This window comes from Kordiimonas gwangyangensis DSM 19435 = JCM 12864, from assembly GCF_000375545.1.
GTDB classification, from domain to species: Bacteria; Pseudomonadota; Alphaproteobacteria; order Sphingomonadales; family Kordiimonadaceae; genus Kordiimonas; species Kordiimonas gwangyangensis.
Genome location: NZ_AQXF01000003.1, coordinates 147,167 through 169,240, shown reverse-complemented (window position 1 = coordinate 169,240; position 22,074 = coordinate 147,167). Strand labels below are relative to the sequence as shown.

Annotated in this window: 20 protein-coding genes; 3 read left to right on the top strand and 17 right to left on the bottom strand. The window is 56.8% G+C overall.

What is annotated here, in order from left to right:
- Nucleotides 1-17 precede the first annotated feature (17 nt).
- The 7 genes from B150_RS0109100 to B150_RS22310 form a co-directional block, all read right to left on the bottom strand.
- Nucleotides 18-650 carry a hypothetical protein gene (locus B150_RS0109100; RefSeq protein WP_020399604.1) on the bottom strand — a complete coding sequence of 211 codons (633 nt, stop codon included), beginning with the start codon at nucleotides 648-650 and terminating at the stop codon, nucleotides 18-20.
- A 51-nt stretch (nucleotides 651-701) separates the two neighbouring features.
- The gene (locus B150_RS0109095) at nucleotides 702-1,355 is read right to left on the bottom strand and encodes a hypothetical protein (protein WP_020399603.1); all 654 of its coding nucleotides are present in this window, start codon (nucleotides 1,353-1,355) and stop codon (nucleotides 702-704) included.
- A 70-nt stretch (nucleotides 1,356-1,425) separates the two neighbouring features.
- Nucleotides 1,426-2,733, bottom strand: coding sequence for a metal-dependent hydrolase family protein (locus B150_RS0109090; RefSeq protein ID WP_020399602.1), 1,308 nt, complete (start codon nucleotides 2,731-2,733; stop codon nucleotides 1,426-1,428).
- Nucleotides 2,734-2,825: 92 nt separating this feature from the next.
- Nucleotides 2,826-3,710, bottom strand: coding sequence for a DUF3108 domain-containing protein (locus B150_RS0109085; protein ID WP_020399601.1), 885 nt, complete (start codon nucleotides 3,708-3,710; stop codon nucleotides 2,826-2,828).
- A 64-nt stretch (nucleotides 3,711-3,774) separates the two neighbouring features.
- A complete protein-coding gene (locus tag B150_RS0109080; RefSeq protein ID WP_020399600.1) occupies nucleotides 3,775-4,455 on the bottom strand; it encodes an LrgB family protein in 681 nt (226 codons plus the stop codon).
- Nucleotides 4,452-4,817 (bottom strand): CidA/LrgA family protein, encoded by a 366-nt coding sequence (locus B150_RS20350; RefSeq protein WP_162139679.1) that lies wholly within the window; start codon nucleotides 4,815-4,817, stop codon nucleotides 4,452-4,454. The genes B150_RS0109080 and B150_RS20350 overlap by 4 nt, the downstream gene beginning before the upstream one ends.
- A gap of 29 nt (nucleotides 4,818-4,846) precedes the next feature.
- A complete protein-coding gene (locus tag B150_RS22310; protein ID WP_020399598.1) occupies nucleotides 4,847-6,391 on the bottom strand; it encodes a methyl-accepting chemotaxis protein in 1,545 nt (514 codons plus the stop codon).
- Nucleotides 6,392-6,550: 159 nt separating this feature from the next.
- Here B150_RS22310 and B150_RS0109065 point away from each other — a divergent pair, with 159 nt between their 5' ends.
- On the top strand, nucleotides 6,551-7,003 hold the full coding sequence (locus B150_RS0109065; protein ID WP_020399597.1) for a MaoC family dehydratase: 453 nt from the start codon (nucleotides 6,551-6,553) through the stop codon (nucleotides 7,001-7,003).
- 5 nt (nucleotides 7,004-7,008) lie between these two features.
- On the opposite strand, the gene B150_RS0109060 is transcribed toward B150_RS0109065, so the two are convergent.
- Nucleotides 7,009-7,638, bottom strand: coding sequence for a protein-methionine-sulfoxide reductase heme-binding subunit MsrQ (locus B150_RS0109060; RefSeq protein ID WP_020399596.1), 630 nt, complete (start codon nucleotides 7,636-7,638; stop codon nucleotides 7,009-7,011).
- Entirely contained in the window at nucleotides 7,638-8,600 is a 963-nt protein-coding gene (gene msrP, locus B150_RS0109055) for a protein-methionine-sulfoxide reductase catalytic subunit MsrP (protein WP_020399595.1), read from the bottom strand. The genes B150_RS0109060 and msrP overlap by 1 nt, the downstream gene beginning before the upstream one ends.
- Before the next feature lie 427 nt (nucleotides 8,601-9,027).
- Between msrP and B150_RS0109050 the strand changes: the two genes are divergently transcribed.
- A complete protein-coding gene (locus B150_RS0109050) occupies nucleotides 9,028-9,636 on the top strand; it encodes a PAS domain-containing protein (protein WP_020399594.1) in 609 nt (202 codons plus the stop codon).
- Nucleotides 9,637-9,645: 9 nt separating this feature from the next.
- Here B150_RS0109050 and astB read toward each other — a convergent pair whose 3' ends face one another.
- The 4 genes from astB to B150_RS0109030 form a co-directional block, all read right to left on the bottom strand.
- Nucleotides 9,646-10,980: an N-succinylarginine dihydrolase gene (gene astB, locus B150_RS0109045; RefSeq protein WP_020399593.1), complete on the bottom strand. Its 1,335-nt coding sequence runs from the start codon at nucleotides 10,978-10,980 to the stop codon at nucleotides 9,646-9,648.
- On the bottom strand, nucleotides 10,980-12,458 hold the full coding sequence (gene astD, locus B150_RS0109040; RefSeq protein WP_020399592.1) for a succinylglutamate-semialdehyde dehydrogenase: 1,479 nt from the start codon (nucleotides 12,456-12,458) through the stop codon (nucleotides 10,980-10,982). The genes astB and astD overlap by 1 nt, the downstream gene beginning before the upstream one ends.
- Nucleotides 12,455-13,510: an arginine N-succinyltransferase gene (locus tag B150_RS20340; protein ID WP_020399591.1), complete on the bottom strand. Its 1,056-nt coding sequence runs from the start codon at nucleotides 13,508-13,510 to the stop codon at nucleotides 12,455-12,457. Before B150_RS20340 ends, astD begins: the two co-directional genes overlap by 4 nt.
- 100 nt (nucleotides 13,511-13,610) lie before the next feature.
- Nucleotides 13,611-14,879 carry a hydrolase gene (locus tag B150_RS0109030; protein WP_020399590.1) on the bottom strand — a complete coding sequence of 423 codons (1,269 nt, stop codon included), beginning with the start codon at nucleotides 14,877-14,879 and terminating at the stop codon, nucleotides 13,611-13,613.
- A gap of 297 nt (nucleotides 14,880-15,176) precedes the next feature.
- On the opposite strand from B150_RS0109030, the gene B150_RS0109025 reads away from it, so the two are divergent.
- Entirely contained in the window at nucleotides 15,177-15,899 is a 723-nt protein-coding gene (locus tag B150_RS0109025) for a response regulator transcription factor (RefSeq protein WP_020399589.1), read from the top strand.
- A 77-nt stretch (nucleotides 15,900-15,976) separates the two neighbouring features.
- On the opposite strand, the gene mmsB is transcribed toward B150_RS0109025, so the two are convergent.
- The 4 genes from mmsB to B150_RS0109005 all read right to left on the bottom strand — a co-directional run bounded on the left by mmsB (nucleotide 15,977) and on the right by B150_RS0109005 (nucleotide 21,998).
- The gene (gene mmsB / locus B150_RS0109020; protein ID WP_020399588.1) at nucleotides 15,977-16,870 is read right to left on the bottom strand and encodes a 3-hydroxyisobutyrate dehydrogenase; all 894 of its coding nucleotides are present in this window, start codon (nucleotides 16,868-16,870) and stop codon (nucleotides 15,977-15,979) included.
- A gap of 24 nt (nucleotides 16,871-16,894) precedes the next feature.
- The gene (locus B150_RS0109015; RefSeq protein WP_020399587.1) at nucleotides 16,895-17,947 is read right to left on the bottom strand and encodes an enoyl-CoA hydratase/isomerase family protein; all 1,053 of its coding nucleotides are present in this window, start codon (nucleotides 17,945-17,947) and stop codon (nucleotides 16,895-16,897) included.
- Nucleotides 17,948-17,950: 3 nt separating this feature from the next.
- Nucleotides 17,951-19,090, bottom strand: a complete 1,140-nt coding sequence (locus tag B150_RS0109010) for an acyl-CoA dehydrogenase family protein (RefSeq protein ID WP_026168288.1) — start codon at nucleotides 19,088-19,090, stop codon at nucleotides 17,951-17,953.
- Nucleotides 19,091-19,187: 97 nt separating this feature from the next.
- Nucleotides 19,188-21,998 carry a M16 family metallopeptidase gene (locus B150_RS0109005; RefSeq protein WP_020399585.1) on the bottom strand — a complete coding sequence of 937 codons (2,811 nt, stop codon included), beginning with the start codon at nucleotides 21,996-21,998 and terminating at the stop codon, nucleotides 19,188-19,190.
- Nucleotides 21,999-22,074: the final 76 nt, after the last annotated feature.

Genomic DNA, 22,074 nt, shown 5'->3' with positions numbered 1-22,074 from the left:
ACATATGTGAACTGAGCTTATTCAATCCTGATGGCCCTTAGCAAATAGGAAAGTGCCCCCTGAAGGTAGAGGAGGAACGGGCTGTAGTAGTAGTGTAGCTCTCCGCCCCGTGTTTCTTCAAAGATCGTGAGCGCGATGGCAATCAGAAGCGGCGACAGCCTGAGGAGGATCCGGGCTGGGCCAAGGCCGCTGAAGAAAAGTGGCATACGCCAGCGGCCTTCAACAATGCGCTGGGTCAAAATCGGCAATGCCATGCCCATGGACCACAGGACCAGGCAGGCGAGAATCATCCAGTTCAGTTCGGCCAGATCGGGTTTGTCTTCAAACCAGCCAATCGCCGCGCCCGCGAGACCAATCTCGACCGGCAGCAACACAGCAACCAGCGCCACAAAAAACTGCGCACAGCGAATGTAGTAGCGCGCGCCCGTCGCGGCCTTGATGCGCTCCACAAAGGAAAACCATACAAGCGCACCACACAGGATTTGCAGGTTCAGGACAATTTCCCACCACAGGCGCGACCGGCTGAGCCCGGCATTTTTCATGGAATCGAAAAAGGAGATGCTCATGGACGAGAGGATGCAGCCGGTAATCAGCATAGCGATCGCGGTCAGGATTGCACGGTCATGCGACAGTTTGAACTTCAATGCCATCAGCCCCCTTTGGATGGCTGAACCTTAACAGTGTAAAAGTAACGAAAGCGTTTAAATATCGCTGTCACGCGGCGAGGCATGGCGCGCCTTGTTCAGGTACGGCAGGGCGCCCTGCAGGTACATGAAGATCGGCACAAACATATAGAGACGTTCACTACCCCGCACGCTTTCGGTGGCAATGATAAGCGCGACGATGAAGCTTGGCCAGAAAGTTCGTAACCACGCCATGGGATTAAGGCCCAAGTGCTGGCCGCTTTCGCCAAGATTTTCTCGACCCACCAGCAATGTGGTGAATATGGGCATCACGAAGGCGCCAAAGGCCCAAAGTGCAATGGCCATCAGCATCAGCTTGATGACCGACGCCTCAGGCGGAACCGCACGGAACCAATCCAGATATGCCCCGATCAGCAACAGCATGACCGGGTAAGAGACTGAAATAATACCAACAATGAAGTTCACCACCGCGCGCATGCGCCAGCGCCCGTCGGACTGCACCATACGGTCATGATGGCAGAACCACATGAAAGCGAGACAGAGGATTTGGAGGTTGAGCACGATCTCCCACCACCAGCGGGAGGTGAGCATGCCGTCGCCGAAGATATCGGGGGCAAAAAAGAAGCCGACCTTGAAGGCCATGATGACGCCGACAATCAGGAGCGCAAGGGCGCCAAGAAACGCACGCGAGTCTTTAATCCTGAACCCCAAAGCAACATGCCTCCGCTAAATGGCTGGGCGCGGCTGCCCCGTAGGGCAACCGCACGTTCCAAGTGTGATGCTACTTGTTTTTAACGGCTTTGCCAGCCTTCATCACAAAATCAACGTCCATCAGTTCCTCGAGATTTTCGAGTGGGCTGCCATGCATGCCAATGATGTCAGCGTGTTTGCCAGCTTCAATGGTGCCAAGGCTGTCGGACATATTGATAAGATCAGCCGCATTCACCGTGGCAGACTTCAGGATGTCCATCGGCTTCATGCCACCCTTCTGCATCAGCAGTGCCTCACGGGCGTTGGTGCCGTGCTGGGACACACCGCTGTCAGTACCGAAGGCAATTTTCACACCGGCTTTGTGCGCAGTCTCAAAGTGGCTGAGCATGTCAGCGCCAACACGCAGTGCTTTTTCCTTGATAGCCGGGGACATGAAGTTGCTGCTTTTCGCCATGCCAACAACGGTGTCACCCGCAATCAGGGTAGGCACCAGATAGGCGCCGCTTTTCTTGAATAGCTTGATCGATTCCGCGTCCGCATACGAACCGTGTTCGATGCTGTCCACACCGGCGCGCAGGGCAGCATTGATGCCTTCCGCCGCGTGCGCGTGGGCAGCGACCTTACGGCCAAGGCTGTGCGCGGTGTCCATGATTTCCTTCAGCTCGTCATCCGCCATTTGCTGGCCGGTGCCGGTATCGGTGTCGGAAAGCACACCGCCTGTTGCGGTGATTTTGATCACATCGGCGCCGTATTTGATCGCTTCACGCACCGCACGGCGGCAGTCGTACGGGCCGTTACAAATGGTTTTAGCTGTATATTTTTCCAGCAGGTCATGGCGCATGCCGTCTACGTCACCGTGGCCACCCGTTGGTGACACGCCGCCTGACGCCACAATGCGCGGGCCGTCGATCCAGCCGCGGGCAATCGCGTTACGGAGCGCATACATATGCTGCGGTGAAGAGGACCCGAGATTGCGCACGGTTGTAAAGCCAGCCATCAGGGTTTTGTTCGCGAAATGCACACTGTGCATGCCCACTTCCTCAGACGACCAGCGCAGGGTTTCGCTGTCGCCGTTCGGGCCCAGTTCACCTTGCAGGTGCACGTGCATGTCCATCATGCCCGGCATGACAAAGCCGTCCTTGAGGTCGATGACCTTGGCGTCGTCGCCATAAGCGCTCGCATCAACATAGCCGTCCTCAACAGCTTTGATGCGCCCGTCTTCAACGATGACCGATTGTTCCTTCTTCGCGGCTTTCCCCGGCACCGCAAGCAGTTCACCGGCGTGGATGATTGTCACGTCCGCAAGGGCTGCCCCACCAAGTGCGCCCGTTGCAGCAAGTGCAAGTCCCGCCACCGCATTTTTCAGCAACTGTCTCATATTTCTCCCCTTTATGTGCATATGCTGATCTGAATTGGTGCGCAGTCTGTCACAGCCCGCACGAAATTCAAAGTGGTGATGCACGCGAGAAATCAGGAGGAGAAATGAAGCCCGTCGGAGGTCTTGAGCTCCTTCAGATACATACGCACCGTGCCCCAGCTTGATTTGAAGCTCGCGCGCACAGGAAGTGTGTGACCAAGGCCTTCGATCTCCTGAAACCAGATGGGGATACCCTCTTCATCATCGGGTTCTTCACCGCCATGTTTACGGGCGTATTTCTCGGCCTTTTTGCGCGCCTTCTCTTCTTCCTTCAGGCGCTTTTTGATCTGCTCTTCCGTCTCGATGATTTCGCCCGCGATGGTCTCACCCTCAAACTGGCATTTCTGGCTGGGGCCAAAGAAGGGGCTGTGGTTGCTCTCTTCAATGATGGAGGTTTTCTCCTCACAGAGCAGACCGATTTTCATCACATGGTCGCCATCAAAAACCTGCACCTCACGCGGTAAGGTTTCGCCAAGCAGCATCATAACAACGGAAAGCCCGTCCGGCCCACGTTTAAGCTCATCCGGTACTGGCTCGCGCGAATAGTCTTCCAGCCATTTCTTCGGCCAGTCCCGCTCCCAGCGGATAAACTTGCCGTCTTCATCGAACCACATCGCCTTGCGGTAGTCGTCCCCACTCCAGCGCCCTTCAGAGACAAATTCACGCGGCAAGACTTCACCGTTTTTGCCGAGTTTGCCCACAGCCGTGAGCGTCCCGTTGCCCCGGCTAAAAAGGCGCGCCACGCCGCGGGTACGAATATCCATGCGGGCCTGATAGTTTTCCTCGTCATGCACCACCGCGACATCCGCGGTGAACACCACAAAACCATTCCAGATGAAATTATAGGTAGCCTCGATACGCTGGTCATAAGCTGACACAGGGGATGCAAAAAACGCCAACCCGAGCAACACACCAACGAGTGAATGAATAGTCCGCATAACCTCTCCGCACATACCAGCCCCAAGGCAGATTGCCTGATAGTGCTGCCCGATGGAAGCAGGATCAGAGGAGGGGCCAGACAAGCGGCACAATCACCGCTGTCGCAAGGCCATTTGCGGCCATGGCAAAAGCTGCCGCAGCGCCCATCACGTCACTGCGCCGCACGGCTTCCGCCATGCCAATAGCATGCCCGGCTGTGCCCAGCGCCAGTCCCATTCCCACGTCATCATCGATGCCGCACTTCGCCAATATAGGCGGCCCAAAGATGGCGGCAAAAAGGCCGGTGAGGATAACAGTGGCAGCAGAAAGGGAGGCGGACGCACCAATACCGTCCGCGATGGAGATGGCAATGGGTGTGGTGACGGACTTGGAAACCACCGCACCATATAGCGCATCATCGGCTGACAGGATCGCGATGATGCCAAGCGCTGACGTCACGCCAGCCACTGACCCGCCGATGATTGCCGCAGCGACAGCTGCCTTTTCCTGCCGGAGCACACCAAGGTTCCGGTACAGCGGTACTGCGAGCGCCGCCACAGCCGCCAGCAGGCCCGCATAGAGCACGTTGGTGTCCTGCTCGAACGCGGCAAATAACCCCGGCTTCAAAAGAAACAACAGTACCAATAGCACAGTCGGCAGAAGGATAGGATGGAACCAGACACGCCCGCCTGAGCGCCGGTAAAGCCAGTCACCGAGCGCGAATAGCAGCACAGTGACACCAAGCCATATGTAGGGAATACTCATGCTCCGCGTCCTCTGCCGTGAAACATACGGTAGGCGGCTGCCGCCGCCAGTAGTCCCATGACGGTGCTGAGCGTTACGACCAGAAGAAGCGATAGCCATTCAGCCACCACCACATCGCGAAGTTTGACGATACCCACGAGCGGCGGAATGAACAGAAGCGGGAAGATGCGAAACAGGAAACCCGCCCCTGTCGCAACAAAAGCAGGCACCCCGCCATTCCATACAAAGAATACCGTCAACAGCGCCATGGCGAGAACCGCTGACGGTACCGGGAGTGCGAAACCAGCGACCAAGCCCTCCAGCGCGAGAACGAGAAGAACGAAAAAGCCGATACCAACAGTCCCCGCCAAGCCGCTTGTCAAAAGGCTAGTGCCCTCCCCGCCCTTTGGCGTCATGCGCCGGACCGGACCTGACCAAGGAAGCGGTCTGTCTCGGACGCGAGCGAATTGGCCAGCGCCTCAAGCTGTTCGATGGACGCCAGCACCGTAACCGCGCCACTTTCAGAATCGCGGGCTTTGCCCTCAACCAGCTTGGCATTATCGGCGGCAGAGCGTGAACCTTCCGACGCGCGCTTCACTGATTCTGCAATATCGCGGGTTGCGGCGTCCTGCTCTTCCACCGCGGCGGCAATCGCTGTGGCGCCGATATTGATGTTCCGGATGACGTTATTGATGGTGTTGATCGCATCAACCGCAGCTTCAGTCGCGTCCTGCACCGCACCGATCCTTTCGTGGATGCCGTCCGCTGCACGCGCGCTTTCACCCGCGAGGTTTTTCACTTCTGTCGCGACCACAGCAAAGCCCTTACCCACCTCACCCGCACGCGCAGCCTCGATGGTGGCGTTGAGTGCGAGGAGGTTGGTCTGTTCGGCGATCTCGGTAATCAGCGAGACGACAGAGCCAATTTCCTGCGCGCGTTCAGAAAGCACACGGATACGTTCCGCCACGCTTTCCGCTTGCGACACCGCATCATTGGTGAGCTGGTTGGTGCGGTCTACCTGCTGTGCAATTTCAGAAGTGGAGCCCGAAAGCTCGGTCGCCGCACCGGAGACTGCTTCCACGTTCGAGGAAGCATCCTGCGTCGCCCATGTGATTTTCTCGGCGCTTTGCATACCGTCACGCGCCTGCCCCTGAAGGGCAACCGCTGTTGACTTCATGCCGCCTGCCATGGAGACAACCTCACGCACAATCTGCTGTACGGATTGTTCAAATTCCTGCGCCAGTGCTTCAAGCATCGCGCGCTTCTCAGCAGCGGCCTGCGCTTCCTGCTCTACCTGCTGCTCACGGAGGGCTTCGGCCTCAAGGCGGGCGGCATCCGCAGCATCGGCGGCTTCCTTGGCTTCCAGTGCTGCTTGTTCCGCAAGCGCACCGGCTGCGCGGGCGCGCTCCGCTTCCTGAACTGCATTTTCGTGTTCGACCTCAACGGTCTCAAAGAGACCGCGCACAAGATGGGTAACCCAGAAAAGGCCGACGCTCAGCACACCAAAGGCAAGGATTTCAAATCCGGTCTGAAGGAAGTGCCCTTCCCCACCTGAGATATAATAGGGCGCAACAAAGTTCATCACGAGCAGGTAGAGCATTGTGGTGCCGGTGGCGACAGCAAGGCTACGCCAACAGAATGTGGACGAGAGGAGCGCAATTACGGTCGCGAAATAAAGGTGTACATCCTTCTGCCAGGGGTGCGCGGCATAAAGCGCCACCAGCGCACCCACCGTCAGCACCATAAGGAAAGCAAGCGCCATCCGCCCTGCGGTATCAGACAGCACCTTGACAGCACCTGTTGCCAAAAGGGCAAAAACAGTCACAAGACCGGTGAGGACAAGCGTATCGCCGCTATCGGCCCACCAGCCATGCACGAGTGCTGCGGGGATATGCGCCCACAGAAAGACAAGAAGAATTTTGACTACCTTTTCACGGATCGTCGCGAGATTTTCCATAAGCCCCCCTACTGCGTCCTTTTGGCTTGGTGACACCGAATACAACACTGCAGACATGACGTTGATGCAACCATACTGTCGTTCCGTTGTCTATTCGTTAACCGTTTGACTTCCACTACCTACCGCCCCAATTCACTGAGAGAATCAGGGAGTATTCTTATGTTCAAAATTTTCTATGAAGACCTTGTCATTGGTCAAAAAGAGACATTCGGAAGTTATAAGGTGACGCGCGAGGAGGTCATCGACTTCGCGTCAAAATACGATCCGCAACCCTTTCATCTGGACGATGAAGCTGCAAAGAAGTCTGTCTTTGGGGCACTTTGCGCAAGCGGCTGGCACACCTCGGCGATGATGATGCGCATGATGGTGGACCATATGAAAGACAAGGGAATCGCGGGCCTTGGCTCCCCCGGCCTTGATGGCGTAGAATGGAAAAAGCCGGTATTCCCGGGCGATATTCTCTCTGTTGAGGGTGAGACGACCGCAAAACGAGATTCCGCATCGCGCCCAAACATTGGCCTGGTAAAATCCACCTATACTGTGAGGAACCAGAAGGGTGAGACAGTCATGATCATGCGAGGGAACGCAATGATGGCCAAGCGCCCCAAATAAGGGCGTCAGGCGGCTCTCATTTTCCTGCGCCGCTTGGGCAGCAGGCGCGCCAGCAAGAGGACGAGCAGGATAGCACCGTAAATGAGCGGCTCCAGCTGTAGGCCTTTGCGCATCATGAAAAAATGGATAATGGCAAGCGGCGCGATCACGTAAACGAGCTTGTGCAGCCGTTGCCAGTTTTTCGCGCCCAGCCGTTTGATCATGCCCTTGGTGCTGGTGATGGCAAGAGGTGTCAGCATCAGAAAGGCGGCCATGCCGACTGTAATATAGATGCGTTTCAGCACATCGGCCCACAGTTCCGGCCAGTTGAACAGCATATCAAGCCAGATGTAGCTGAGCATGTGCAGGCACACGTAGAAATAGGCGAACAGCCCCATCATGCGGCGGAACATGATTGGTTTGTTGGACGGGATCAACTTTGCAAGCGGCGTGAGCGCCAAGGTAATCAGCAGCATGCGCAGCGCCCAATCGCCCGAGAAACGGTTCGATGTCTCGTTCGGATTGAAACCGAGGTCATTGGGCAGCCCCTGAAAGGCCGCCCACCACTCAGACACAAGCCAAAGCGCGGGCAGAAGCGCGAGCACAAAAACCGCGGGCTTCACACCAAAGCGCCATACCTTGAGTGGCATCGCCATTAATAATTTTTCCTCAGGTCCATGCCCTGATAGAGGTGCGCAACAGCGTCTTCATAGCCATTGAACATCAGGGTTTCGCGGCGGCCGAACTCACCAATGCGCCGCTCCTGCTTCTGGCTCCAGCGTGGGTGATCCACATTGGGGTTCACGTTCGAATAGAAACCATATTCGCTGGGTGCGGATTTTTTCCAGCTTGTCTTGGGCTGGTCTTCCACGAAGCTGATACGCACAATCGACTTGATGGATTTGAAGCCATATTTCCACGGCACCACCAGCCTAAGCGGTGCGCCGTTCTGGTTTGGCAGTTCCTTCCCGTAAAGACCAACCGCGATAAAGGCGAGCTCGTTCATGGCCTCGTCCATGCGCAGACCTTCACGGTAGGGCCAGTCGAGCACGTTGAACCAGCCTTTCACTTCGGGCATCTGCTTCTTGTCAGCCAGCGTTTCGAAGGCGACATATTTGGCGTCAGCCGTCGGCTCGAACTTCTTGATCAGCAACGAAAGCGGTACACCGATCCACGGGATAACCATCGACCATGCCTCCACACACCGCAGCCTGTAGATGCGCTCCTCAAGCGCTTTCATGTCAATGAGGTCTTCAAAGTCGTAAATGCCCGGACGGCCCACATGCCCGTCCACCTTGACCGACCATGGCTTGGGCTGCAAACGCCATGCGTTTTCCGCAGGGTCGGACTTGCCAGTACCAAACTCATAATAGTTATTGTAGGCGGTTACTGCCTCATAGGGCGTCAGCGCCTCTTTCGGGTCATAGGCTGTCTTGGAAAAGGCAAGCGGATTGAGCACCCGTTCCGTCGCTGCGCCTGCGGGGAGCGATAAGCCAGTTACGCCCAAAAGGGCAGCCCCCGCGCTACCACCAATGAAAGCGCGCCGGTTCAGGTATAGCTGCTCGGGCGTAACCTCATTTTCGCTGATTTGCCATGGCTTGCGGGATTTGATCATCATCGCTCGTCTCTCCTTTGATGCCACCCTACCACCGGCGCGACGAAGGTCCAGTCACACCTTGGTCTCAAGTATGTGAGGAAAACGAGAGCGGGCTGTTCTAGACGGCGTCCAGCTCACACGAGTACGAAATTTCCCGACAATCCGCTGTTAGTGAGAAAAAAACACGAGCTAATTACCGTTACAGTAGATCATCTTATGAAAAGTGTTCATGATCGGGGGTTGCGAAAGTTCGCAACATAGCTAAATATTCACCCATAACATAATCAAGCCAGTGTTTCGGCTAACCCCAGATTGTCTATTCTGTTCGAGTGAACAGTGGCAGAATGCCGGCCTCCAAAGCCAATTTGGAAGCATAGATGTCCCGGTCCGCCACTGGTATAAATTTCACACGACAGCCAAAAGATGTTGGCCTTGAAGTGGAGACGATGTGAAGGCCACAGTGTTGATGAAAAGCGTGTTGGAAACACTGCACCACTCCAAAGCAACGCAGGAGTTGGTTCGCTTCTGGCTGAATCTTCCTCGGCCCGATGGCGAGGTTTGCCCAAAACGGTCCGACTTCTCGTCGGCGCGTATCAACGGCTCATTGCCTGAGGTATTTCTGAGCGAATGGTACGGCAATGATGCTCTCGTCGTCGTTCAATCCGGCACCATCCTTGATCGCCTGATCGGCCTCGACATGACCGGCAAAAACATTTTTGACATGACGCCACCTGAACTGGTGCATGACGAACGGCGCTATTATCAAGCGCTGCGCGACCATCCTTGTGCCGGCCTTATCACGCGCTCGATGATCAACTTCGCCGACAAGCCTTTTATCTATCGCACCATTCAGTTGCCGCTTCTGGACCCATTCCATCACGTTCGCTATTTTGTAGGCACCGGCTTCCTGATTGAAGGCGAAGCCATGGAAGCAGAGTTCGGCAAGGTCGATTTCAAACGCGCCAAGCTTGTGGAGCGACGCTTCTTTGATATCGGCGCCGGTGTTCCGGCATCGGGGCCGCAGGGTGTCAACGATAACGCTGGCACCCCGCAGTAGATATTTCACTCAGTTCTGGAAATCGTAAACGCTGCCCAGCTTGAGGATCTGTGTCAGGTCATCAAGCGCGGCAAAACTTTCTTCCATCAGAAGCGGATCACCCAGGTCTTCCGGCATGACACGGTCCCTGTAGTGTTTGCGAACCCACGCCTGCAGCTCGGTGACAAGACCCGCATTCAGTATAGCATTCGCCCCAAGGCCGTTCACATCATCGTCTGAAAGTGCGACCCTGAGCCTGAGGCACGCGGGCCCACCGCCATTGCGCATGCTTTGCCGAACATCCAGATAATCCGCGTGCGTGATAGCACCACCGGACGCAATCAGGCTATCCACATACGCCTTTGTGCTGGGTGTTTCGGCCACTTCACCCGGTAGGATAAGCGTCATGCCTTCCCGGTGCGGGCTGGATATAAGCTGGCTGTTGAACAGATAGCTTTTCACCGCGTCCGCAAGCGGCACATGCGCCTTCGGTACCCTGATGAACCGCATTTCAACGTCACCAATAGCGCCAAGAATATCCCGCTCCAACTGGTCCGGGTTCACAAACGCGTCTTCATGATAGAAGAAAACGTTCCGGTTCGAGACCGCCACCACGTCGTTATGGAAGGCGCCCGCGTTAATGGCCGCCGGGTTCTGGCGCACAAACAGCGCTTTCTTGGGCGACAAGCCATGTTGGCGCGCGACTGCGCGGCTGGCTTCAAGCGTTTGGCGACCAGGGAATATCAAGTCGTCCGCTTTCTCGAAAGCACCACGACCGTATACAAAGAGCGCCACGCCTTCATCGCCATAGTCCGCACAGAAGCGGTTATGGTTTGCCGCGCCCTCGTCACCCATGTGGGTACCACCCTCAAGCGCATCATGGTGCGCAAAACGCTCCCCTTCCGGGAAAATCGCCTTGAGCACGCGCGATGTCACAGGCCATTCGATTGACCGGTGATACATGGCCGCGAGGTTCGCGGGCGTGAAGTGAGTACGGCCGTCTGCGGTGTCTGGCGAGGGTGAGATGGTAGCCGCATTTGCGGTCCACATGGTCGCTGATGATGTGAGGTTGGCCACAAGTGCCGGGCTCGTCTCCCACGCTTTTGCCAGCATGTCACGGTCACTGCCCGTAAAACCATGTGCCCGAAGGGCATGAAGGCTTGGTCGGTCATGCGGCGGTAACACCCCCTGCATCATGCCAAGGCCCATCAAGTGCTGAGCTTTATCTAGTCCCTGCAGCGCACCTTCACGCGGGTTCGCCACGAGGCCCTTGTTGCTGGCCGATGCCACGTTCCCATACGAGAGACCCGCATAGTTGTGGGTCGGCCCCACGATGCCGTCAAAATTTGCTTCGCGCCACGCCATCATGCGTCTCCCTCACGAACCTTAAGACCCGCAGGCAAAGCGCCCACGACCACTTTACCGTCTGCCTGCTCCATAGTGGCGACACCATAGGCGCAGTAATCCGCTGCATAATAAGCGCTCGGGCGATGGTTGCCGGAGAGGCCAATACCGCCGAAAGGAGCCGTTGATGCCGCACCAGTCAGTTGCTGATTCCAGTTCACAATGCCCGCTCGCGCACGCGGATAGAAGGCGTCATAAAGCGCACGACTATCGGACAGGAGGCCGGATGCAAGGCCAAAGCGGGTGTTATTGGCTTCCTTGATGGCCTCATCAAAGTCCGTAACACGAATGAGCTGAAGCATAGGGCCGAACACTTCTTCGTCCGTCCGGTTCTGCACCGCTGTCACATCAATCAAGCCCGGCGTGACGAACGCGTCGCCGCGCTCAAGCCTCTCGCACTTGCGCAAGGCTAAGCCGCCATTCTGGAGAAGCATATCCTGTGCTGCAAGCACCTGCGACGCGGCATGGGCACTGACGAGCGGCCCCATGAAGGCTTGCTCCTTGTCGTCCCACGCGCCCACAGTGATACCGTCCATCACATGCAGAAGCTCGTCCACAAAGGCGTCACCCGCTGCGCCATCAGGCACAATCAGGCGGCGGGCGCAGGTGCAGCGCTGGCCAGAGCTGATGAAGGCGGAAAGCACAGTGATCAGCGCCGCCGCGCGTTTGTCATCCACCTCATGAACAATGAGCGGGTTGTTGCCACCCATCTCAAGCGCCTGGATAACCTCAGGTCGCTCCACAAGCTGGCGAGAGATGGCAAGCCCCGTACGCGCACTACCCGTGAACAGCAGGCCATCAATACCTGAAGCTCCCACAAGTGCTGCGCCAGTTTCGCGGCCACCTTGAACAAGGTTCAATACACCTTTAGGTAGCCCGGCTTCGTCCCAGATTTTCACCATCAGTTCGGCGACTGCCGGCGTCTGCTCGCTCGGCTTGAACACAATCGTATTGCCTGCGATCAGCGCGGGCACGATATGGCCGTTCGGCAGATGGCCCGGGAAGTTATAGGGGCCAAACACAGCCATCACACCGTGCGCACGATGTGCAAGCTTTGAGCGGATGGCGCCATTGACCGATTCCTTGAAGCCTGTGCGCTCAGAATAAGCTTTCAGGGAGATTTCGATCTTGTTGGCCATGGCTGTTGCTTCACCGGTGGCATCCCACAGGGTTTTGCCGGCGTCCTGCGCGATCAGCTTCGCCAGCTCATCCTTGTGTGCCACCAGAAGCTCGCCGTACTTGCGTACGATTTTGACCCGGCCTTCAAACGGGGTCATCACCCAGCCGTCAAATGCAGCTTTGGCCGCATCAACAGCCTGTTCAACCTGTGCGGCCGTTGCTTCATGGCCGGACCAGATGGCCTGAGTATTTGATGGATCGACTGAGCGGAATTCATCCCCAAGGCCTGGGGTCCAAACACCTGCGATGAAATGTGTCATGCGTCGGCTCCTGTCTCGGTTTCCGGTTTCGGCTGCTCGAGCAAGCAATAACGCACAGCGTCTCCTTCCTTGAGCTCAAGCGCCTCAGCAGCCGCTTTCGGCATCCAGACACCGCTTGAACCGTCCACCACATTCGTGAGCACGACACGGAAGTTCTCGATCGACGGGTTGGCAACCAGGTGCGTTGGTTCCTGTCCACCACCGTCAACAAGGCCACCGATGGTCGTTTCCACGCTCTCGCGCGCGGTCCACAAGTCTCGTTTATGGACCTCCATCTCCGGGCCACCATCAAAAATATCTACCGCGCCTGAGAAACGGAATCCTTCCTTCTCAAGGAGGCGGATTGCCGGGCGGGCACCGTCATGCGGTTTGCCGATCACTTCGCGCGCAGCCTCTGGCAACAATGAGGTATAAATCGGGAACTTGGGCATCAGGTCGGCGATGAACTGGCTGTTGCCACGACCGTTGATCTCGTCCGCTTCCTTGAAGCTCATGCCAAAGAAATGGCGCCCGATGGCTTCCCAGAAGGGCGAGTGGTGGTCTTCATCCACCCAGCCACGGATTTCCGCGATCAACTGATTAGAGAAACGATCAGGATGCGCCCCAATGAACATATACCGTGACTTCGCGAGCAGCTTGCCCAGCTTGCCTATGCGGTAATCCGGGTCAAGGAACAGAGTTGCCACTTCGGTCGCGCCAATGAAATCGTTCGACAGCTGCATGATTTCGGTATCGACACGCATCTCCGGCTCGTGGCTCACCTGTGTGATATGCAGCAGGCGGTAGCTATAGAAGGGCTTATCGAGGCCAAGGCCCACGATCAGCGCACTTGTCCCGGCTACTTTACCGGTCTTGAGGTCTTCAAGGATCAGAAGATAGCTGTTTTGCTGGTCGGATGCTGGGGGGGCCTCGAAGGCCTTGATGGACGCCTTGATTTTGGCCTCCAGGGTTGGTCGGTGATCAGGCAGGGTCGTAAGCCCCGTTCCTGTCTTGCGGGCAAGCGCCTGCAATCCATCAAGATCTTGCAATCGTGCTGGTCGCACCACAAACATGAGTTATTCCTCATTTTTAGATCCGGGCAGCATGTGAGGGCCCCGGTTGCCTCATGGCCGCACGGCCATGAAGGGAGAGAAACGCGCCTCTTATCTCCTCCTACGCGTCTCGTCCCTTGGCTTTCACAACGTCGTCGAGTTGACCGCTCGCGAAAGCCATAAGAATCAGTGCAGACAGCTTAGCTCTTTCTTTGAAACTGTCCACACAGACAAATTCATCTGCGCTATGGATCATACCGCCACGAACACCAAGCGTGTCCACATTCGGCAAGCCTGCCGCAGCAAGGTTGTTACCTTCGCAGCAACCACCTGTCGGCACATAGTCTACCTTGATGCCAAGCTCGGCACCACAAGCCTTGATCGCCTCCATTAACATGATGTTGGCGTCAGACAGGGCTTTGGGGGGCCTATTGATGCCGCCATGAAGCGTGACGGTGTAGCGATCCACGCCGTCCCATGCCGCCACAATCTCGCGCACTTTACGCTCAAAATACTCGGCGTGTTCTGGTTCCTTGAGGCGTACATTGAAGCGGCACCATGCCATGTCAGGCACCACGTTGGGCGCAACACCACCTTTTATTACGGCTGGGTTGACCGTCATGTCCTCACGTTCGCCCGTAAGCGACGCGAGGGCCGTGATCATGCTCGATAGAGCAACAACCGCATTGCGGCCATTAAAGAATTCCCGCCCTGCATGCGCAGCTTTGCCACGCACCACAAGGGTGTAATTACCACTGCCCTTGCGCGCGCCGGCAAGCGTGCCGTCGGCAAGCGCTGGCTCATATGTCAGGCCAATATCGGCCGCCTTGGCGCGCTCCGCCAAAATTTTAGCGCTCGCGAGTGAGCCTGTTTCCTCGTCCGGCGACAGCAGGATTTCCCAACCCACATTCTGTGCAAGCGCCGTCTCTTCAAACGCCATCAGCGCATTGAGGATGACGATGATACCGCCCTTCATGTCCGCCACACCGGGACCATTGATGGTGTTGTCATCAAGCCAGACCGGTTCCTGAAATTTGTGATCAAGCGCAAAGACCGTATCAGTATGGCCCGTCATCAGCACCTTGCGGTTGGCGGTCGGGCGTTTGAACAGCCGGATCGTGCGGCCGTTTTTAACCGTGACCACTTCACCTGCCTCGTTGACCGCTTCGCCGTCGTCAAGGTCAATCAGCTCCACCTCTGGCGACAGCACCTTGAACGCATCGAGGATCAGTCGCTCCATCTCGTCAAGGCCGCCCAGATTCCGGCTACCACTATTGACGCGCGACCATGCCAGCACGGTGTCCACCATTTGCTGCTGCCGGGCGTCAATGCCACTCAGTGCGCTTTGAACGTCGGGCTGGTTCTTGAGGTCGGCAAAAGTGGCGGACATGGGAACTCCGTTCTGATTTTATTGCGATCCGCGAGGATGCGGTTTCACCCCTGAGGAGTAAGGGAGGTGACCACCTGCGTCAAGGGCAGGTAAACTTCCGGGATAAACCGCAGAAACCCGCGAATTTCATCGCATCCGCCGCTCGTTTCATCGCATTCGACCAAAGTTCAAACACCTTGGTGCTAATCTTTTTTCACAATTTTTCAAAACAAGCATGAGGAGGACCATATTTTGATTTGTCCTAAGAGAGAACCGAAAAGGTCAACGGGACGAAAAGCAACAGCGAGGAAGTGCGAAATGAAAGCTTTAATTGTCGACGGTGAAGAACTGATCCGCCTTTCCATGAAGGAAGTGATCTCTGTATCCAGTAACTTTGGTGAAATCATGGAAGCCGGAAGCCAGCATGAGTTTCTGGCCAAGACCGCAAGCCACGACAAGCTGTCCCTGATCGTCGTTCACCCATCCAGCCTTGGCAGTGATGGTGCCGATTGTCTTCGCCTCGTTCAGCGGCTGTACCCCGATGCAGCCGTTGTTGCCATTCTCGACCGCGAAGGCCAAAACATTGGCGATACCGGCAATGTTGTGACCGTGCTCCGGAACGCCAGCGTAGGCCAGATGGTGACGGCAATCCGCCGCGCCCTCAAGCTGCCACTTGATGGATTTGGTTCGGTCGCGAACAAGCCTTCCCGTCCAGACGTCCGCAGCGCGCTGAAGCACGAGTTTGAAACCTTCCGTGAAACTCAGGCCCCCAGCCGCCCGGCAATTGACAGCATCGATCTCGGTCGTTTGTCCTATCGTCAGAAGCAAATTCTGTCGATGGCAGCCGATGGCCTTCCCAACAAAGAGATCGCTGCGCGCCTGTCGATTGCTGAAGGTACGGTGAAAGCTCACATGCACGCGATCTTCAAGGTGCTTGGCGTTTCCAACCGTACACAAGCGGTTATCCGCTACGGTGCCGCGGGAAACGTAAGCCCAAAACACGCCCCGCGCGGTGAATGGATGTACGCTGCTGCAAGCTGAGCAACAAGATAAGTTCTGAGTTTAAAAAAGGGCTGCCACTGGCAGCCCTTTTTGCATTTCAGTGTTCTTGAAGCGAGCTAGAGCTTGCCGGCCAGATGCTTGAGCACTCCGGAGAAATCGACACCGCCGTGACCGGCCTCATCCATCGCGGTGTAAATTTCAGCCGCTTTGGCGCCCATCGGTGTGTTGGAGCCGGAAGATTCCACCGCCTGCATGGCGAGGCGCAGGTCCTTGAGCATCAGCGTCGTCGCGAAACCCGGCTTATAGTCGTTATTGGCAGGCGACGTGGGCACAGGGCCCGGCACCGGGCAATAGGACGTGAGCGACCAGCACTGGCCACTTGCGTTTGACGCCACATCAAAAAAGACCTGATCATCAAGCCCAAGCGCACGACCGAGGTTGAACGCTTCCGATACACCGATCATGGAGATGGCGAGCAGCATGTTGTTGCACACCTTGGCTGCCTGACCGTTGCCGGACGGGCCACAATGCACAATCTTGCCCGCCATGGGCTCAAGCACCGGTTTCGCGCGCTCGAACGCTTCTGCCGTCCCGCCAACCATAAAGGCGAGTGTGCCTGCAGCCGCGCCGCCCACACCACCGGACACCGGCGCATCAACCATCTCAAAGCCTTTCTCAGAGGCAAGCGTGGATACTTCGCGCGCCGTGTCCACATCAATGGTGGAGCAATCGATCAGAAGCGCACCCGCTTTCACGTTTGCGAACACTCCCTTCTCGTCTGTATAGACCTTCTTCACAATGGCGCCCGAGGGCAGCATGGTGATGACCACGTCGGCCTCAGCCACGACTTCTTCCACACTGCGGAAGGGCTTGCCGCCACTTTTGGCAAAACCTTCCAGATTGGCCGCAACAAGGTCAAAGCCAAATACGCGGTAGCCAGCACCCAAGAGGTTCTTGGACATGGGCATGCCCATATTGCCAAGGCCGATAAATGCGATTGTCTGTGTCATGATACTCTTCCCTCCCGGTATGGCTCAGATCTTCAGTTCGTCTGCGCCAATATTCGCAAAATATTTCTCAACGTCCTCATCGGACACCCGGTCCAGCGTGTTCGGGTTCCAGTTCGGTGTATTGTCCTTGTCCACGAGGATCGCCCGCACACCTTCAAAAAAGTCTGTGCCGCGCATCACATGATTCACCATGCGGTATTCCATGCGCATGTTGTCCCGGAAATTGTCGAGCACCTCACCGCGCCGTAGCTGTGCGAAGGTCAATTTCAGGCTCGTTGGTGATTTACTCATGAGGATCTTGAACTGCTTCTGGGACCATTCGTCCTCATTCAGCTCAAGGGTGTGCAGGATTTCCTCAACCCGCACGCCAGCGAAGGCGCCGTCAATCTCGTCCATCACTTCGGCCAATGGCGCAGGTTCTGGGTCTGCGTGGAAGTGGTCAAGAGTTGCGCGAGCGTCATCCACGCTTTTGATTTCAGCATCTGCGAACGCCGCAATGACGTCATCAATCTTATCCGACGCCACCACATGGCTTGCGATACCCAGTGCATAGAGGTCCGGTGCCTTGATCCGCGCACCAGTGAGCGCGAGATACATACCAGTCTCACCCGGCAGGCGCGGCAGGAACCAGCCACCGCCAACGTCAGGGAACAGGCCAAGGCCAGTTTCCGGCATGGCGAACAGCGTTTTCTCGGTCGCGACCCAGAGGTCGCCGGGGATCGAAACACCAACACCGCCCCCCATGGCGATACCGTCTACAAGGCTGATATAGGGTTTGGGGAACTCGGCGATGGCGATGTTCATCAGGTATTCGTCGTGGAAGAAATCACGCCATTCGGTCGTGCCCGCCTTGTAGGACTGGGTCACTTTCACCACGTCACCACCGGCACAGAAAGCCTTTTCGCCAGCCCCTACAACCAGCACAGCCTGCACGGACGGCATGACAGCCCATTCGTCCAGCTGGCGCTTGATCTCAACACACATGCCGTGCGTGAGGCTATTCAGCGCCTTCTGGCGATTGAGGGTGATGAGGCCGATATTGCCCCGCGTTTCAAACAGTGCTTCAGCGTCGCTCATAAATCAGTCCTTCAGAAGCGCGCGGGAAATGACCACGCGCATGATCTCGTTGGTGCCTTCCAGAATCTGGTGCACACGAAGGTCGCGCAGGATGCGCTCAATAGGGTAATCCTGCAGGTAACCGTAACCGCCATGCAGCTGGAGCGCCGCGTTGGTCACGTCAAAGCCGGTGTCGGTCACGAACCGTTTGGCCATGGCGGCAGCAGCCGCAGCATCTGATGTTTTGTTCGTCACCTTTTGCGCAGCCGAGTAGAGGAGCAGGCGGGCCGCCTCAAGCTCGGTCGCCATATCCGCGAGGCGGAACTGCGTGGCCTGGAAGTCAGCAATGGCTTTGCCGAACTGCTTGCGGTCCTTGGTATAAGCCACGGCCTCATCAAGCGCGCGCTGCGCACCACCAAGCGAACAGGCCGCGATATTGAGGCGGCCACCATCCAGCCCCTGCATGGCAATCTTGAAGCCCTGCCCCTCTTCGCCCACGAGGTTCGCAGCCGGAATACGGCAATCATCGAACATCACGGCGGCGGTCGGCTGGCTATGCCAGCCCATTTTCTTTTCCTGCGCCCCAAACGACAGGCCCGGCGTATCTTTCTCAACGATGAAACAGCTGATGCCCTTGGCGCCATCATCCGACGTGCGGGCCATCACCACATAGACATCGCTCTCGCCACCGCCCGAGATAAAGGCTTTGGAGCCATTCAGCACGTACTCATCCCCGTCGCGAACCGCTTTGGTCTTGAGGCTGGCGGCATCGGAACCCGCGCCGGGTTCGGTGAGGCAATAGCTGGCCATTTTCTCAAGGGTCGCAAGCTCGCCTACAAAACGGTCGCGCTGATCTTGGGTACCGAAGCAATCGATCATCCATGTCGCCATATTGTGGATGGAGATCATCGCCGCGGTCGACGGGCAGCCCATGGAGAGCTGCTCAAAAATCAACACACTCTCAACACGGCTGAGGCCACAGCCGCCTGCTTCCTCAGACACATAGATGCTGCCAAACCCCAGCTCACCCGCAGCTTTTGCCACGTCCGCCGGCCAGACTTTGTCTTCATCCCAGATGTGTGCATTCGGCGTAATCATATCCGCCGTGAAGTTGCGTGCCATGTCCTGAATGGCGCGCTGGTCCTCATTCAGTGAAAAATCCAAAAGATCCACCTTACTGTTTACATTGCCCAAAACGCCTGCCCAGTGGCGTGTGAGGTGGGCAACACATGTGCGGCCCACCCCGGTGTTTATTTTAATTTTAGTCCAGCTTGTTGCCGTTCTGGTCCCAAACCTCAACTTCGCCAAGGTTCAAGGAACGGATGCCTTCTTCAATTTGTGCCCGGTCACCCACAACCAGCCAGAGGATTTTACCCGGCTGAATGTTCTTGGTGGCCTCAGCCTTGATCGCATCGATATTGAGCGCCTGATATTTTTCTTTCAGGCTTGGCACATAGTCATTGGTGCGGCCAAAGCGCTGGTTCGACAAAAGGCTTGAGAGCACGGAGCCGGAGGTTTCAAACTGCCCCGGCAGGCTGTTGGTCTGGTTTTTGATAAACCGGTCCAGCTCTTCCTGCGTGGCGGGACGATCGCCAAGATAATCGGCGAACTCTTTTTCAAGTTCCGCGAGCGATTCTTTGGTCTTGTCCGTTTGAACCGGTGCGTACACGAGCCACATACGCTGGCCGCGGGCGTCGGTCGTGAAGGTATAGGCACCGTATGCCCAGCCTTTGTCTTCCCGCAGGTTCATGTTCACCCGCGCGGTAAACTCACCGCCGAGGATGCTGTTCATCATTTCCTGGGTCAGGTATGCCTCATCGCCCGTGGATGGGAACAGATGCCCACCAAGGATGAGCGACTGCGGCGAACCCGGCTTGTCCATGATGATGACACGGCCTTTTTCCGGCATTGCCACTTCAGCAATGTTCTTCTCCGGCATCGGGTTCTCGGGCGCTTTCCAGTCACCAAAGGCCTTATTGAGCGCCGGGATGGCTTCATCCATCGTGATGTCACCGACCACAAAGACGGTGGCGTTATCCGGCCTGATCCAGTCTGAGTGGAATTTCACCAGATCATCACGGCTTAGGCCTTCAATTGCCGCCTCGGTCCCCGAACCGGTGTAGGGGATGCCGTAAGCATGGCCGTCACCATACAGAAGCGGCGGCAGCGTCCGCAGCGCAAGCTGCACTGGCTGAGCCTTCTCCTGTGCGATGGTCGCGATCCAGCGTTGGCGCAGGCGGTCCATCTCTTCCTGATCAAAGGCCGGGTTCCGCACGATATCAGCAAAGAGCGCGAGCGACTGGTCAAGCTTGGGCTTGAGTGCAGACAGGGTCGCCGTGCTCATATCGAGGTTGGAGCCCGTGGAGATATTGGCACCGAGCGCTTCCGCTTCAGCCGAAATTTCAAGCGCCGAACGGGTCTTGGTGCCTTCGTCCATCATACCCAGCGCGAAGCTTGAGGTGCCGAGAGGTCGGCCAATGTCACCGGCGTAGCCCGCATCAAACTGCAGCGCCACATTGACGATTGGTACCGTCGACCGTGTGGCAAGCACGACTTTCATACCGTTTTCAAGCTGGCCTTCCTCAATGGGTGGGAAGGTCAGGTCAGGCATTTCGCCAACGGCAGGAATGCCCTTCGAGCGGTCAACATCAGACGCTACCGTCTCATATTTCGGGTACGGCCGGACTGTCAGTTGGTAATAGCCCTGCCCCAGCCACTTGTTGGAAGCAGCCTTCACGTCATCCGCACTCGCGGTATTCAGTTCTTCAACCTGCTTGGCGTAGTGACCCGGATCACCGGCATAAAGTTCTGAGCGCGCGAGCGCTGTTGCCTTGCCGCCAAAACCGCCGATCTGCTCAAGCCCACGAACCTGAGCCGCGAGGATGCTGGCCTTGGCGCGGGAGAGTTCCTCACCCGTTGGGCCATTTTCAAGATACTCGGCCATCACCTCGTTGATCAGACGTTCGACCTCTTTCTCGTCCGCGTCCGGCTTCAGGGTCACGTCAATCTCGAACATGGACGCCAGTTCAAACGGCTGCATCGAGACATTCACGTTCACGGCCAACTGGTTCTTGTACACAAGCGCTTGGTAGAGGCGGGAGTTTTTGCCGCCGCCCAGCACTTCTGCCGCAAGGAACATTTTCGGTGCATCGTCGCTCGTGCGCGGTGCAACTGCCCAGTTGCGGTAGATGCGGCGCTGCGGCGCGCTTTGGTCGACCATTTCTTCAATGGTGTTGTTGGTGCGTGTCGGCACCCATGCCTTGTGCTGTTTGAGCGCAGGACCCGCTTCAATATCGCCGAAGTATTTTTCCATCAGCGGCTTGGCGGTCGCGGCGTCAATATCACCAGCGAGCACAACAACAGTGTTGGCGGCGCCATAATATTCCTTGAACCAGGCTTTCACATCGTCAAGCGAGGCTGCGTCAAGGTCCTCCATCGAGCCGATGGTGGAATGGCGATAAGGGTGCCCAACCGGGAACAGACCTTCAAGCTGGCGGTATTCCACAAGGCCATAGGGCTGGTTGTCGCCCTGGCGCTTCTCATTCTGCACAACGCCGCGCTGCTCATCGAGCTTTTCTTGTGTCACGGCACCAAGGAGGTGCCCCATACGGTCTGATTCCATCCACAGCGCCATATCAAGGGCTGGGGTTGGCACGTTCTGGAAATAGTTGGTGCGGTCAAACCATGTGGTGCCGTTCATGTTGGTGGTGCCAACTTCCTCGAACGGCTTGAAATATTCGTCGTTATAGTTCTCAGAACCGTTGAACATAAGGTGTTCAAACAGGTGCGCAAAACCGGTCTTGCCCTCGGGCTCATCCTTGGAGCCAACATGGTACCAGACACTGACAGCCACAATCGGCGCCTTGCGGTCTTCGTGCACGATCACACGCAGACCATTGCTCAGCGTGAATTTCTCGTACGGAATATGCACTTCCATGTCGAGACCCGGTGCCTCAACGGTCGCCTTGCCACCCGCCGATTTATTATTTGCAGATTGTTCAGGCTGACATGCCACAAGCGCAGTCATCGCGACAGCACCCAAGAGCCAATTTCTGATCTTCATGAGAATCATCTCCCCGCGTCAGGAAGTGAAAGGCCACTTCCTATCCCACCAAAAATGCCGCAGGAGCGCTCAGAACTTGAGACTT